Genomic DNA, 14,201 nt, shown 5'->3' with positions numbered 1-14,201 from the left:
ACCTGGTCCTGACACGTCTTACGCTCCCTCTCCTCATCTGCTATTCACTAAGCCAAAACTCCACTCACAGTCATTAACCGTATGACCCGTTAATCCTTTAAGTTAAAGTCTGGCACTTAAATGACTTTTTATCTTTTCCAAAAAAGTCCGTACTGTTTCTCCCCAGGGTTCAGGATAGAACTCTCCCTGACTGATGGATTCAAACGCCTCTGTAAGTGCTTGATCATTTAAGGACAGTAAATACCCTGCTTCCTGACAGACCTTTGCTGCTGTTTTTGGGTTCTCAGTTTCTAAATAACTGTCCAGTACTTCTTCTACCGTTTCCCCAAAAAGATCATAATCCTGACCAAAAAAAACCCGAATAAGCGTTCCAGTATTTTTATAACTTTTATTCATTGATAGCCTCAGAAAGAAGGATATGAAGTCAGAAGATAATAGGGTTTGCCGTTAAACACTTTACGGTGCAAAACAATCCTGACAGCATACGCTTCCAGACGAGTTGTACTGCCTTGCCTGAAACCATAACCGACTACGGTTCGGGACTGCCAGCTTAATTCCAGTATGCTTTCGCTTTTGGCGGCAGCCCAATAGATGATCTTCCAGCGGTTCGCTTTCAAACCGGCGCTTATGAATCGCTCTGCCTGCTCAATATTAACAAATGAACTTGCAAGCGGCGTTTTAGGACTTCGCGCAAGACGCGCGAGCAAATCCGCTTCGGAAATATTTACATGCTTAGCAATAGTATGTCCGCCAGCCTTAATACCTTTAACGGCTTCATGCTCAGCCAGCTTTAACTTACCGAAGCGTACAGAGGCGACACGTGCCGCTCCGGCAGCAAAGGCAAAGGCCGTCGGAACAGAAATATCGACCATTAAACCTATATTCATTGCGCTCTTATTATCGGCGCCAAGCTTTTTAGCCGTCGCTGTGGCCAACTGGAAAGTTGCTGTACGCGTATTTCTGCCTGTCAGTACCTGATTAGCCGCAGCATGAATGCTATCCAGACTATGTACGCCAACGACAACGCATGCCGCTTTTGTCAGTCCGGATGGATCTGGCGCTATGCACAGCGCGGTTGCTCCGGTTAATTCAAGTGTCCCTAATGCAAGATTCAACCCACCGTATAAGCGGTTACTGAGTGATTCACCTTCAGTAACCGTTTCATCCGAGAGAGCAGCAGTGAGCTGAACCGGGGACATCATGATTTTTATATCATCATCCATAATGAAGCCTCATGTGAGCAGTAGATACGTGGCTAAATAGTCTCTTCTTTTCAGATTTTAGATCCACTAAAAACCAGAAAATAGATTTTACATGAATGTGTTCACCTGTCATTTCAGAAAACGAAAAAAACATTAATGTTGTTAAGGATGCTGAATTTTCAAATGTTTATCAGGTTCAGCGTGATAACCGACCCCAGGAAAGTGAGTTATTGGCTTATGGCAGATTTGAGGCAGGAAGTTAGTGACCAGCAGGCATAAAAAAGCCGCTAATCAGCGGCTCTTTTTGCAGAGATCATCAATCTCTTCGGGTTCAGGTTCCGGCACGGCGGTGCAGTTGCTGGTGTCGCGTTTCTTCAGTTCGTTCAGTGCGTCTGCCACGGTGCGTTTTGCCAGCACATCCAGCGACGCCTGCTCGGCTTCATCGGCTATCGACTTGAAGTACCAGCAGAGGTTGGCACTGACCAGACAGCGCGGCGCGACGTCAGGACGCGCGGCCCAGATTTTTTTGTCTTCGATCACTGAGACATAGATATCCCGCAGAGTAATTTCTGCAGCAGGACGGCCCAGATGAATCGAACCGGTACGGCCCAGCGTGGAGACGATAATGCCGTCACGGGTCAGCGGGACCATTAATTTTCGTATGAAACTGGGATTCGCTTCCAGCCCGTAGGCCAGAATCGCGCTGGTAGAGCGTTTTCCCATTTGCTCCGCCATCGCTACGCTCAGAACCATTTGCAAAGCTGTCGGGAAGCGGTAATCAAGCATTTCTTTATCCTGAGTTGCGGTGCATCTTATTGTTTTATTGCCGCATAAGTGAACAATCAATGAGCAATAAATATAACAAACACTGTTGCTTTTTTGAAGCAAACCGGCGGTGACAAGGCACGTATTCACCAAAGGCTGAGGCCCGATAGCACAAGGTGCTTAGCCTGCTAACGGCCCTCTTCCTGCGGAGCAAGGAGAACCGTTCCGTTATGCCGTGGTGGCCGCTGTCGCCGGTAATCGCTGCTTCAGCGCAATAACCAGTACCACGTTAAAGATTGCCAGGGCGCAAAGCAACCACAGCGTCGCCGATGCTCCCATCTTTTCAAACACATATCCACCTATCAACGGCGTCAGTGCCTGCCCCATCAACGCCGGGCGGGCCATTTTACCCACCACAATCGCATAGGACTCTGGTTTGACCATCGCCAGCGGTAAAGTTCCGCGCACGATGGCACGTAAGCCATTTCCTGCGCCATACAACACCATGCTCAGCAACGCCATCTGCGGAAACAGTGCCAGTAACAGCAAGCCCAGTGCCACCAGCCCGACGGAAAAAAAGGTGGTACGGATGGGATGACTGCGTTTAAAGGCGATATCGACGAGTCGGGATCCCACCTGACACGGGCCAAGTACGGCGCTGATCGCCAGCGCCGAGGTCAGCGTATGGCCACTGGCCTGCAACAAGGCGATAAGCTGCACGGAAATAGCCGTCATGATCACGGACGCCAGGGTAAAAATGGCACACAGCAGCCAGAACAGCGCAGGCGCAATCTCCGCCGTGCCAGACTGCGGACTCAGTCGCTTCACCGGCCGCTTAGCATGACTGTCGGGTAAGGCAAACAGATAGGCGGGCAGCACGCAGACGACCATCAGTGCCGCAATAATCAGCGACGCGTTTCGCCAGCCGAATCCGTGGATTAACAACGCCGTTCCCGGCCAGACCAGCGTGGTGCAGAAGCCAGATATCAGGGTGATACCGGTGATCGCTGCACGCGCCTGACCGCCATAGCAGGTGCCGAGTGTGGCAAACAGTGCGTCATAAAGGCCCATCGCCATGCCGATGCCAATAATTACCCAGGCAAACAGAAACAGCGGCAGAGAGTGGCTATAAGCCATGATCACCAGCCCCACCGCCATCACCATGCCACTTAGTGCCAGCAACAGGCGGCCACCGGTGCGGGCGATAATCCTGCCTGCCAGCGGTGACAGCAGGCCCGATACCAGAATCCCGGTCGAGAGTGCGCCATAAATCCACTGCTGTGACCAGCCTGTCTCAGCCGCAATCGGATTCGCCATCACCGCCATCAGGTAGAACGACCCGCCCCATGACAGGATCTGCACCCAGCCCAGGGTAATAATGGCGGCGATGCCGGGTTTGTTGTTCTGATTCACAGGCAATCTCCTGGTTAGCAGGCGAACCGTTTTTATAACATGTTCTGCAATAAGCCAAAATGCGTGATGCTCTTTTGACTGGATAGCCATGCAGGCCGCACGGTTTTGAGTAAACCACCTATAGTATGTTGTAACTATATGGTGCTTGCATCCTCGCCAGGCTTCTGCCACATTGTGGACGTTGTAACTATGGAGGCACAACATGACGCGCTACGACTTAGTGGCTGATATGCATCAATGTGTAAATGACCTGGAACTGGCGCTGGGTGAATTGCGTCAGCAGATTGAAGCGCAGCCTCTGCTGATCGCCCGCGTCTTCAGCCTGCCGCCGGTGGTTAAAGGCCGCGAACATGAAGCGATCACCCGGATTGCTGTCGAGCAGCATCTCGGGGAGAGCGCGTTAAAGATGGCGCTTGATCACTACTGCCGCCTGTTTATGCAGCATCAGTCAGAACAGCTGAGCACCAAGGCTGCCGTGCGCTTACCTGGCGCGCTCTGTATCGAATGCGACGCGCAGCAGGAGGCGGAGATCGGCTCGCTGGTCGACGTCATCAATCAGCTGAAAGCACGGCTGGAGCAGCTGATTACGGTGGACTCAGGCCTGCCGAGTGAGGCGCGTTTTGAGTTCGTCCACCAGCATTTGCGCGGGCTGATTACCCTGAATGCCTATCGCACTATCACCCTGCTGAGCGCACCCGACAGCCTGCGTTTCGGCTGGGCCAACAAGCACATTATCAAGAATCTCAAGCGTGAAGAGGTGATCGCCCAGCTGGAAAAAAGCCTGAAGTCGGGACGTGCAAAAGCGCCGTGGTCACGTGAACAGTGGGCGGAAAAAGTGCAGGAGGAGCTGGCAAGCGTGCGCGCCCTGCCCGCCTCGGCACGGCTGAAAATCAAGCGCCCGGTGAAAGTCCAGCCGGTTGCACGCGTCTGGCGCGCGGATGAACAAAAACAAACTCAGCTGGCCTGTCCTTCACCGATTCTGGCTATCTGTCGCGATCGCAGCCAGGTTCCGGTTCTGGGCGAATTGCTTAACTACGATGCCGATAATATTAACCATCGTTATAAACCTGCCGCTGAACCGCTGAATCTTTTGATCCCCAGACTGCATCTGTGGGTCGATTGTCCGATATAAATAATAAAGGCCAGCTTTCGCTGGCCTCTGACTCACTCAAACCTTACGACTTCATGCTGCCGACCATCTCTTCCGGACGAACCCAGGCATCAAACTCCTCTTCGGTAAGATAACCCAGCTTCAGCGCCGAGCCTTTCAGCGTCAGCCCCTCTTTGTGCGCCTTCTTGGCAATTTCTGCCGCTTTGTCATAGCCAATATGGGTATTCAGCGCCGTCACCAGCATCAGCGATTCGTTAAGCAGTTGATCGATGCGCTCACGCACCGGCTCAATGCCGACCGCGCAGTGATGATTAAAGCTATCCATGCCATCCGCCAGCAGACGAATCGATTGCAGAAAGTTATGGATTACCATAGGACGGAACACGTTAAGCTCAAAGTTACCGGATGCGCCGCCCATATTGATCGCCACATCGTTACCCATCACCTGACAGCAGAGCATGGTCATCGCTTCGCACTGGGTCGGGTTAACTTTACCCGGCATGATGGAACTGCCTGGCTCATTTTCCGGGATGGCGATTTCGCCGATGCCGCAACGCGGGCCGGAAGAGAGCCAGCGCACGTCGTTCGCGATTTTCATCAGCGAGGCGGCCAGCCCTTTCAGCGCGCCATGCGCATGCACCAGCGCATCACAGGTTGCCAGCGCCTCAAACTTGTTTGGCGCAGTGACAAATGGCTGCTGCGTGAGATCGGCCAGCGCCTTCGCCACGCGCACCGCATATTCCGGATGGGTGTTCAGGCCCGTACCTACTGCCGTGCCGCCCAGCGCCAGTTCCGCCACGTGCGGAATGCTCAGCTCAATATGCTTCAGGTTATGCTCCAGCATCGCCACCCAGCCGGAAATCTCCTGGCCCAGAGTCAGCGGCGTGGCATCCTGCAGGTGAGTACGGCCAATCTTGACGATATCTTTGAAGGCGTCGGACTTCTGGCTTAAGGTCTTCTTCAGTACCTGAATCTGAGGGATCAGCTGTTCGCGCAAGGCGATAACGGCGGCAACGTGCATCGCCGTCGGGAAGACATCGTTGGAACTCTGGCTCTTGTTCACATCGTCGTTGGGATGAACCAGCCGCGCCATTCCGCGCTCGCCGCCAAGGATTTCACTGGCGCGGTTCGCCAGCACTTCATTCATGTTCATATTGGTCTGGGTGCCGGAACCGGTCTGCCAGATCGCCAGCGGGAATTCATCCGCATGCTTGTCAGCCAGCACCTCATCGGCCGCGCTGACAATCGCCTCGGCGCGGTCAGCGGGCAGCAGTCCCAGATCGCGGTTAACGCTGGCCGCGGCGCGCTTGGTCAATGCCAGTGCATGCACCAGCGCGGTCGGCATTTTTTCGGTTGAGATGCGGAAGTGTTCCAGTGAGCGCTGTGTCTGCGCGCCCCACAGTTTGTCTGCCGGTACGTCGATGGGGCCCATTGAATCTTTCTCAATGCGATTGGCTGCCATGAATACGTCTCCTTCATCTGGTTTTTAAAAGAATGACCGCCCGGTACGTCATTACGATCGACTGCCGGGCGGTCAGGATAGTAATACACAATAATTTAACATTATCAGAGCTTAGCGTCCTTTTGCGCTGGAGATGTATTTTTACCGGCAGTTTCTGCTTTAATACTGGCAATAATTTCCCGTGATAAAGGGTTATACAATGCAAAAAATGAACAATACGCTGCAAAACTACGCATGGGGCAGCAAAACTGCGTTGACTGAGCTTTACGGAATCGCTAATCCACAGGGGCTGCCGATGGCGGAACTCTGGATGGGCGCACATCCGAAAAGCCCCTCCACCGTGATTGACCAGGGCAGCGAGCGTTCGCTGCGTGACGTGATTGATGCCGCGCCTGCCGCCATGCTGGGCGAAGCGGTGGCACAGCGTTTTGGTGAACTGCCCTTCCTGTTCAAAGTGTTGTCTGCCGATCAGCCGCTGTCGATTCAGGTCCATCCCAGCAAACGCGCGGCCGAAGTGGGCTTTGCCCGTGAGAATGCGGCGGGTATTCCGCTGACAGCTGCTGAGCGTAATTATAAAGATGCCAACCACAAGCCGGAGCTGGTCTACGCGCTGACGCCCTTCCAGGCGATGAATGGCTTTCGCACCCTGACGGAGATGGTCTCACTGCTGGAGCCGGTTGCGGGCGCACATCCACAGATAGCCCATTTTCTGCAGCATCCCGATCAGGATACGCTGGCCGCGCTCTTCTCTACCCTGCTGTCACTGGAGGGTGAGGCGAAATCGCTGGCGCTGGGCATCCTGAAATCCGCGGTTGATGCACAACAGGGTGAGCCGTGGCAGACCATTCGCATGATTGCGGCAGAGTATCCTGACGACAGCGGCCTGTTTTCGCCGTTGCTGCTGAACGTAATCACGCTGCAACCGGGCGAGGCGATGTTCCTCTACGCGGAGACCCCGCACGCTTATCTGAAAGGCGTGGCGCTGGAGGTGATGGCAAACTCTGATAACGTGTTGCGGGCCGGTTTAACCCCGAAATATATCGATATCGCCGAGCTGATGGCGAACCTGAAGTTTGAAGAGAAGCCTGCCAGCACCCTGCTGACTGAGCCGGAGCAACAGGGCAACGCGCTGCGCTTCCCGATTCCGGTGGAGGATTTTGCCTTTGCCATTCATACCCTGAACGCAGAGCCACAGCCGCTGGCGCAGCAGAGCGCCACAGTGCTTTTCTGCATTGAAGGCCAGACGGTGATCGCCAAAGGCGAGCAGCAGGTAACGCTGAAACCAGGTGAATCCTGCTTCATTGCCGCCAGCGAATCCCCCGTAACGGTCGCAGGCACGGGCCGACTGGCGCGGGTATTTAACGACTTAGGGTGAAGCGGCTGACGGAGTGCCTGTTAACTGCTATTATTTCAACCTATTAGCTTTTAAACGCCTGCGGGCGTTTTTCTTCAGTCGCTGGGGTAAACCTGCGGCATAAGCGGACTCAAGGATAAGGACGAATCAGCAATGAAAAAGACCAATGTTGCCGTAGGTGTCATCATCGCACTGGGCGTAGTCTGGACTGGCGCGGCATGGTTCACCGGCAAGCAGATTGAAAGCCACAGGGATGAGCTGGTGCAGAACGCCAATGCCCAGCTGAATGCTTATGCCCCTAACAGCCGACTGAAGATCAGCTATCAGGACTATCAGCGCGGCGTGTTCAGCAGCAAAGTGAATCTGGTGATTCAGGCCAACTCGCAGACGGAAGATAATCCCCTGCTGAAACCAGGCCAGAGCATCATCCTGAACGAAACCATCGATCATGGCCCTTTCCCGTTTGCTCAGCTGAAGCATTTCAATCTGATCCCGAGCATGGCGTCGGTTCATACCGAACTGGCTAACACCGATGCGGTGAAAAAGCTGTTTGAGCTGACCGGCAACAAGTCGCTGATTAACGCCGATACCCGTATCGGCTACAGCGGTGCCACCGATACGGCGCTGCGCGTTCTGCCGGTTGATTATCAGAATGCGCAAAGCGGCGAGCGTCTTGCCACCAATGGGGGCACCTTCAACGTCAGCGCGGATAACAAAGGCGACAAAGTGTCGCTGGACAGTGACGTTGATAGCCTCGCGCTGACCAGTAAAAATGAGATGGGCCAGCCGGTGCTGTTCACCATTAATGGTCTGAAGCTGAGCGGTAACACCCATCTCAGCCCGGAAGGCGTGCGTATTGGTGACCAGTCAGTGGATATTGAGAAGGTCAATGCCAGCATCAATGGTCAGGACGCCCTGACGCTGCACAAAATGAAAGGCACCTCCTCTTTCGATAACAGTGCCGGTAAGATTGGCGGCAATATCGACTACAAAGTTGAAGGCATTCAGCTGCAGAAGCAGGATTTTGGTCAGGCAGCGCTGAAGATGAAACTGTCACAGTTTGATGCGCAGGCGGTAAAAGCCTTCTCCGATCGTTACAACGCGCAGATGCAGGAACTGCTGAGCCAGCCTGGCGTCGCGGAAGATCCTATCCGCTACCAGGCGGGTGTGCATCAGATTCTGATGAGCAACCTGCCGATGCTGCTGAAGGGCTCACCTGCGATCAGTATCGCCCCGCTGAGCTGGAAAAATGATAAAGGTGAAAGCACCTTTAACCTGAACGCTAATTTCAACGATCCCTCTGCGGTGACCGGCGAAGCCCAGACACTCAGCGCCATGGTTGATCGGGTACTGAAGAGTCTGGACAGCAAGCTGGTCATCAATATGCCAATGGCGACCGAAACCATGCATAAAGTGGGACTGGCTGAAGGATATCAGGCCGATGACGCACAGAAGCTGGCAGATCAGCAGGTGAAAGGACTGGCGGCGATGGGTCAGATGTTCCGCCTGACCCAGCAGCAGGATAACAATATCGTCACCAGCCTGCAGTATACCAACGGTCAGGTGAACATGAACGGCGACAAAATGACGCTGGAGCAGTTCCTCTCCCGCTATATGCTGGGTATGCCGACCAGCGAAGGGATGCCGCAGTAATTCTCTACTTTTCTTTTAAAGGCGACCTCCGGGTCGCCTTTTTTATGCCGAGCCGCGAATAACCAGCTGCGGCGGCATAATCACGTTCTGCCGGGCGGCATCGGGTTGCGCTATCCGTTGCAGGATACGCTCAGCTGCCACACGACCAATCTCCCGGGCTGAACTGGTGACAAACGTCAGCGGCGGATCGGTCAGTTCCGCCTGCGGTTCATCGCCAAAGCCCATCAGAGCCAGTTGCTGATCGTAATAGCTGTCGACTGCACCCCGGGCGAATGTTCGCCCGGTGCGCAACAGCCCAAAATAGCATCCCAGCGCGGTAGTGGCGTTATAGGCCAGCACGGCAGTCAGCCGCGGATGGTGCTGAAACAGCTGTACCGCTGCTTCAGCCGCCTCTTTTTGCGTGTTACCGCATTCAATAATCCACTCCGGCCGGAACGGCAGCCCATATTGCAGCAGGGTGGCGCAGTAGCCGCCAAGACGTTCTGCCCGGGTCAGTGATGCGCTATGACCGCCCAGCCAGGCAATGCGCTGATGCCCCTGACGAATCAGGTATTCTGTGGCCAGACGCGCAGCCTGAGCATTATCGGGGCGGATAGCGTCCACCTCCTCCAGGCTACTGGCGCGCGCGGCACAGACTAAGGCCATATTCACCTCTCTGGCCCGTGTCACAATCTGGCTGGCCTTATCGGCACCGCCTCCCAGCACCACGCCATCCACTCCCTGAGCGACCAGTGACTCAAAGCAGCGATGCAGATGCTGTCCCTGGGCGCCGCTCTGCGTCAGGAACAGCAATTTGCCCTGCTTCTCCAGCGCTTCACTCAGACCTGCCGTCATTTCGGCATAAAATGGCTGGCTGAGATCGCGGACGATCAAGCCAATCACGCCACTCTCACCCCCGCGCAGCATGGTTGCCGAACGGTTGCGCACGAAACCGAGTTGCTCAATGGCCTCGTTCACGCGCGCCATGGTGGCCGCAGAGATCCGTCCTTTGCCGGATAACACCAGCGATACCGTGGTCACCGACACGCCCGCCGCCGCCGCAACATCATTGATGGTGATTTTACTCATCAGATTACTCAACTGAACTACAGCATTAGAAAACAAGGTAAAACGTTACACCTTATGACGTCAGAATTATATCGTCCATGACCTGAAGAGTGTGATTCAGCGCGCATAAGATCCAGGTAAAACGTTTTATCATCCCGCCACTTCACTCAGTGGTCCGTTTATCCAGGAGCGTTCATGTCACCCTCTCACCAAAAAATGTCCGTCTGGGAATTTTTCCAGAGTCTGGGGAAAACCTTTATGCTGCCGGTTGCCCTGCTTTCCTTCTGCGGCATCATGCTCGGGATTGGCAGTTCGCTGAGCAGTCGTGATGTCCTGACCCTGTTACCTGTGCTGGATCACCCCTGGCTGCAATATCTGTTTCTCTGGATGGCCAAACTCGGATCTTTCGCCTTTAGCTATCTGCCGGTGATGTTCGCTATTGCGATTCCGCTGGGTATGGCGCGCGAGAACAAGGGCGTGGCAGCGTTTGCCGGCTTTGTGGGTTATGCCGTGCTAAACCTCAGCATCAACTTCTGGCTCAATATCCACGGCATTCTGCCAACCACCGATGCCGCCGTGCTGAAAGCTAACAACGTTCAGCCGATCCTGGGGATCCCGTCGATCGATACCGGCATTCTGGGCGCGGTCATTGTGGGTATTGTGGTGTTCTGGCTGCATGAGCGCTTTCATAACATCCGACTGCCCGATGCGCTGGCTTTCTTTGGCGGCACCCGGTTTGTGCCGATTATCACCACGCTGGTGATTGGTTTACTGGGACTGGTCGTCCCGCTGATCTGGCCTTTTTTCGCGCGGGGTATCACCGGATTAGGCTGGATGATTAACAGCGCGGGTGATTTTGGCCCGATGATCTTTGGAACCGGCGAACGTCTGCTGCTGCCGTTTGGCCTGCAGCATATTCTGGTCGCCATCATGCGCTTTACCGATGCAGGCGGCACACTGGATGTGTGTGGCAAGAGCGTGAGCGGTGCCTTAACCATTTTCCAGGCGCAGCTCGCCTGCCCGGAAACCCACGGTTTTGCTGAAAGCGCGACCCGCTTCCTGTCACAGGGTAAAATGCCTGCGTTCCTGGGTGGTCTGCCAGGTGCTGCCCTGGCCATCTATCACTGCGCCCGCCCGGAGAATCGTCATAAGATCAAAGGCCTGTTGATCTCCGGTGTGGTGGCCTGCGTGGTCGGCGGCACCACCGAACCTATCGAATTCCTGTTTCTGTTTGTCGCCCCGTTCCTCTATCTGATCCACGCCCTGCTGACCGGCGTTGGCTTCAGCATCATGGCGATACTGGGCGTCACTATCGGCAATACAGACGGCAATATCATCGACTTTGTGGTGTTTGGTGTGCTGCACGGGCTGTCGACCAAATGGTACTGGGTACCCGTTGTTGCAGCGATATGGTTTGTTGGTTACTACCTGATTTTCCGATTCGCCATTCTGCACTTCAATATCAAAACACCGGGACGCGAAGTGGAAAGTGCCAGTGCGGTTGCGCAGCAGGTCAGCAATGCCAGTAAAGGTAAATCTGGCTATAACTCACCGGCTATTCTGGCGGCACTTGGCGGCGTGGAGAATATTACCTCGCTGGATAATTGTCTGACGCGTCTGCGTCTGACCCTGGCGGATATGAGTAAAGTGGATGATGCGGCGCTGAAAGCCAACGGCGCGATAGGTGTGGTCCATCTTAATCAGACCAGCTTGCAGGTGGTTATTGGTCCACAGGTGCAGTCGGTGAAAGATGAACTGTCACACCTGATGAATGTCCCTGCCTGAAGTGCCGGAGCCGATAATGTTTAACTTTGACGAAGTCATCGATCGCCGCGGCAGCTGGTCGACCCAGTGGGATTTCGTGGCTGACCGCTTTGGCGTCCCCGATCTGCTGCCGTTTACCATTTCGGATATGGACTTCAGAACCGCGCCAGCGGTTCAGCAGGCGCTGGCACAGCGCGTAGCACACGGCGTGTTGGGTTACAGTCGCTGGCAGCATGACGATTTTCTTTCCGCCTGCTGCCACTGGATGTCCAGCCGTTTCGGCTACCAGCCCGATGCTGACACGCTGGTTTATGGACCCTCGGTGATCTATATGGTGGCGCAGATGCTGCGCCGCTGGAGCAGCCCGGATGATGAAGTGGTGCTCCACACTCCCGCCTACGATGCTTTTTACAAAACGGTACGCGGCAATCAGCGACAGGTGCTGGAGATGCCGCTGCAGCGGGATAACGGTAGCTGGCGATGTGATATGGCCGCGCTGGAGACGCGGCTGGCGCGCCCGCGCTGCAAAATCCTGTTGCTCTGCAGCCCTCACAATCCCACCGGCAAAGTGTGGACAGCAGCTGAGCTGCAACAGATGGCGGCGCTCTGCGATCGTCACGGCGTGCGGGTGATCAGCGATGAAATCCATATGGATATGATAGTGGGTAATCAGCCCCATACTCCGTGGGCCAGCGTGGCGCGCAGTGACTGGGCGCTGTTTACCTCGGCGTCGAAAAGCTTCAACGTGCCGGGACTGACCGGTGCGTGGGGAATCATCCCGGATGCGGCAGACAGAGCCGCCTGGTTTCAGGCGCTGAAAAATGCTGACGGCCTTTCTTCTCCGGCCGTGCTGGCCGTCACGGCACACGTTGCCGCCTACCAACAAGGCGCACCCTGGCTGGATGCCCTGCGCAGCTATCTTTATGGTAATTTCATACTGGTTGCCAATCGGCTTAACGCTGAGTTTCCCGCACTGAACTGGCACATTCCCGAGGCGACCTATCTCGCCTGGCTCGATATCAATCCGCTGGGCATTCCTGAAGAAGCCCTGCAACAGGCGCTGATCCAGCAACGGGTCGCAATGATGCCCGGATCGACCTACGGTGATGCAGGCAAAGGGTTTTTGCGTCTTAACGTTGGCTGTCCGCGCAGCAAAGTTGATGAGGGCGTTTCACGCCTGATTGCGGCGATCCATCAGTTGCAGGGCTGACATTAACCGGCGAGGCAACCATTGCTCGCCGGTTATGCGTAATTAAGCAGCATCCGGCGCAGCTGTTGCGCAAATAGCTGGCGCTGTTGCGCAAGATATTTTTATAATGCTCTGCACTTCACCGACAACTGAGCGAGTGCGCCATGATCGATTCTAAAATTCCTCTGACTGATATTCACCGCCACCTTGATGGCAACATCCGTGCACAAACCATTCTCGATTTAGGTCGCCAGTTTAACCTCGCCCTGCCTGCTTCCACGCTGGAGACGCTGCGTCCGCATGTGCAGGTCGGCCAGAATGAGCCTGACCTGGTGAGCTTCCTGCAGAAGCTCGACTGGGGTGTAAAAGTGCTGGGTGATCTGGATGCCTGCCGCCGGATCGCGCAGGAGAATGTCGAAGATGCCGCCCGCGCGGGCATTCACTATGCTGAACTGCGTTTTTCCCCTGGTTATATGGCGATGACCCACAACCTGCCGATTGCCGGTGTGGTTGAAGCGGTAATTGAGGGCGTGCGCGCAGGCCGTCAGCAGCACGATATCGACGTGCGTCTGATCGGTATCATGAGTCGTACCTTTGGCGAAGATGCCTGCCTCAGCGAACTGGAAGGTTTGCTTGCCCATCGTGATCACATCACCGCGGTCGATCTGGCGGGTGATGAGCTGGGCTTCCCGGGCAGCGAGTTCCTGAGCCACTTTACCCAGGCGCGCGATGCCGGTTTCCGCGTGACCGTCCATGCGGGCGAAGCGGCCGGACCCGAGAGCATCTGGCAGGCGATTCGGGAGCTGGGTGCAGAACGTATCGGTCACGGCGTGAAAGCGATTGAAGATCGCGCGCTGATGGATTTCCTGGCGGAGCACCGTATTGGTATTGAATCCTGCCTGACCTCCAATATCCAGACCAGCACCGTGCCATCACTGGCGCAGCATCCGCTGAAGACCTTCCTGGAGCATGGCATTCTGGCGACGATTAACACGGATGATCCGGCGGTTCAGGGCATTGAACTGGCGCATGAGTATCATCACGCCGCTCCGGCTGCCGGTCTGAGCGCGGCGCAGATCCGTCAGGCGCAGGAAAATGGTCTGACGATTGCGTTCCTTAGCGAAGAAGAGAAAGCGGCTCTTCGCGCCCGGGTGCAGTAATCCTGAAGCGTAGCGACAAAAAACGGGCCGGATATCCGGCCCGTTTCGCTTTTTTACTTATTGCGTTTTAAGCACCGACCG

General features: G+C 55.2%; 12 protein-coding genes. 6 read left to right on the top strand and 6 right to left on the bottom strand.

What is annotated here, in order from left to right; all coding sequences use genetic code 11:
• Nucleotides 1–102: 102 nt before the first annotated feature.
• The 4 genes from GVJ63_RS03120 to GVJ63_RS03105 form a co-directional block, all read right to left on the bottom strand.
• Nucleotides 103–396 (bottom strand): contact-dependent growth inhibition system immunity protein, encoded by a 294-nt coding sequence (locus GVJ63_RS03120; protein ID WP_045140382.1) that lies wholly within the window; start codon nt 394–396, stop codon nt 103–105.
• A gap of 8 nt (nt 397–404) precedes the next feature.
• Nucleotides 405–1,223 (bottom strand): RNase A-like domain-containing protein, encoded by an 819-nt coding sequence (locus GVJ63_RS03115; protein WP_010670095.1) that lies wholly within the window; start codon nt 1,221–1,223, stop codon nt 405–407.
• A gap of 270 nt (nt 1,224–1,493) precedes the next feature.
• The gene (locus GVJ63_RS03110; protein ID WP_010245324.1) at nt 1,494–1,988 is read right to left on the bottom strand and encodes an Rrf2 family transcriptional regulator; all 495 of its coding nucleotides are present in this window, start codon (nt 1,986–1,988) and stop codon (nt 1,494–1,496) included.
• Nucleotides 1,989–2,195: 207 nt separating this feature from the next.
• Entirely contained in the window at nt 2,196–3,380 is a 1,185-nt protein-coding gene (locus GVJ63_RS03105; protein ID WP_010245326.1) for an MFS transporter, read from the bottom strand.
• 202 nt (nt 3,381–3,582) lie between these two features.
• Between GVJ63_RS03105 and tus the strand changes: the two genes are divergently transcribed.
• Nucleotides 3,583–4,512, top strand: coding sequence for a DNA replication terminus site-binding protein (gene tus / locus GVJ63_RS03100; protein ID WP_159226402.1), 930 nt, complete (start codon nt 3,583–3,585; stop codon nt 4,510–4,512).
• Nucleotides 4,513–4,555: 43 nt separating this feature from the next.
• On the opposite strand, the gene fumC is transcribed toward tus, so the two are convergent.
• Entirely contained in the window at nt 4,556–5,953 is a 1,398-nt protein-coding gene (gene fumC / locus GVJ63_RS03095; protein WP_010670092.1) for a class II fumarate hydratase, read from the bottom strand.
• Nucleotides 5,954–6,152: 199 nt separating this feature from the next.
• On the opposite strand from fumC, the gene manA reads away from it, so the two are divergent.
• Nucleotides 6,153–7,328 (top strand): mannose-6-phosphate isomerase, encoded by a 1,176-nt coding sequence (gene manA / locus GVJ63_RS03090; protein ID WP_159226401.1) that lies wholly within the window; start codon nt 6,153–6,155, stop codon nt 7,326–7,328.
• A 132-nt stretch (nt 7,329–7,460) separates the two neighbouring features.
• Nucleotides 7,461–8,960, top strand: a complete 1,500-nt coding sequence (locus GVJ63_RS03085; protein ID WP_010245343.1) for a YdgA family protein — start codon at nt 7,461–7,463, stop codon at nt 8,958–8,960.
• A 42-nt stretch (nt 8,961–9,002) separates the two neighbouring features.
• Here the strand turns inward: GVJ63_RS03085 and malI are convergent, their stop codons facing one another.
• On the bottom strand, nt 9,003–10,028 hold the full coding sequence (gene malI / locus GVJ63_RS03080) for a Mal regulon transcriptional regulator MalI (protein ID WP_010245345.1): 1,026 nt from the start codon (nt 10,026–10,028) through the stop codon (nt 9,003–9,005).
• A 174-nt stretch (nt 10,029–10,202) separates the two neighbouring features.
• On the opposite strand from malI, the gene malX reads away from it, so the two are divergent.
• From malX to add, 3 genes are all read left to right on the top strand, one after another.
• A complete protein-coding gene (malX, locus tag GVJ63_RS03075) occupies nt 10,203–11,792 on the top strand; it encodes a maltose/glucose-specific PTS transporter subunit IIBC (RefSeq protein WP_159226400.1) in 1,590 nt (529 codons plus the stop codon).
• 16 nt (nt 11,793–11,808) lie between these two features.
• Nucleotides 11,809–12,981 carry a MalY/PatB family protein gene (locus GVJ63_RS03070; RefSeq protein ID WP_159226399.1) on the top strand — a complete coding sequence of 391 codons (1,173 nt, stop codon included), beginning with the start codon at nt 11,809–11,811 and terminating at the stop codon, nt 12,979–12,981.
• A gap of 143 nt (nt 12,982–13,124) precedes the next feature.
• Nucleotides 13,125–14,120, top strand: a complete 996-nt coding sequence (add, locus tag GVJ63_RS03065) for an adenosine deaminase (RefSeq protein WP_064691285.1) — start codon at nt 13,125–13,127, stop codon at nt 14,118–14,120.
• Nucleotides 14,121–14,201: the final 81 nt, after the last annotated feature.

Origin of the sequence: Pantoea sp. 18059, assembly GCF_902706165.1 — a bacterium.
GTDB lineage: Bacteria > Pseudomonadota > Gammaproteobacteria > Enterobacterales > Enterobacteriaceae > Pantoea > Pantoea agglomerans.
This window is presented reverse-complemented; position numbering and strand designations above follow the sequence as displayed.

Bases quoted from the DNA above. Each gene is read 5' to 3' on its own strand.
- malX (WP_159226400.1), top strand. From the start codon at position 10,203: ATGTCACCCTCTCACCAAAAAATGTCCGTCTGGGAATTTTTCCAGAGT.
- GVJ63_RS03085 (WP_010245343.1), top strand. From the start codon at position 7,461: ATGAAAAAGACCAATGTTGCCGTAGGTGTCATCATCGCACTGGGCGTA.
- GVJ63_RS03120 (WP_045140382.1), bottom strand. From the start codon at position 396: ATGAATAAAAGTTATAAAAATACTGGAACGCTTATTCGGGTTTTTTTT.
- tus (WP_159226402.1), top strand. From the start codon at position 3,583: ATGACGCGCTACGACTTAGTGGCTGATATGCATCAATGTGTAAATGAC.
- fumC (WP_010670092.1), bottom strand. From the start codon at position 5,953: ATGGCAGCCAATCGCATTGAGAAAGATTCAATGGGCCCCATCGACGTA.
- GVJ63_RS03070 (WP_159226399.1), top strand. From the start codon at position 11,809: ATGTTTAACTTTGACGAAGTCATCGATCGCCGCGGCAGCTGGTCGACC.
- GVJ63_RS03115 (WP_010670095.1), bottom strand. From the start codon at position 1,223: ATGGATGATGATATAAAAATCATGATGTCCCCGGTTCAGCTCACTGCT.
- add (WP_064691285.1), top strand. From the start codon at position 13,125: ATGATCGATTCTAAAATTCCTCTGACTGATATTCACCGCCACCTTGAT.
- GVJ63_RS03110 (WP_010245324.1), bottom strand. From the start codon at position 1,988: ATGCTTGATTACCGCTTCCCGACAGCTTTGCAAATGGTTCTGAGCGTA.
- malI (WP_010245345.1), bottom strand. From the start codon at position 10,028: ATGAGTAAAATCACCATCAATGATGTTGCGGCGGCGGCGGGCGTGTCG.
- manA (WP_159226401.1), top strand. From the start codon at position 6,153: ATGCAAAAAATGAACAATACGCTGCAAAACTACGCATGGGGCAGCAAA.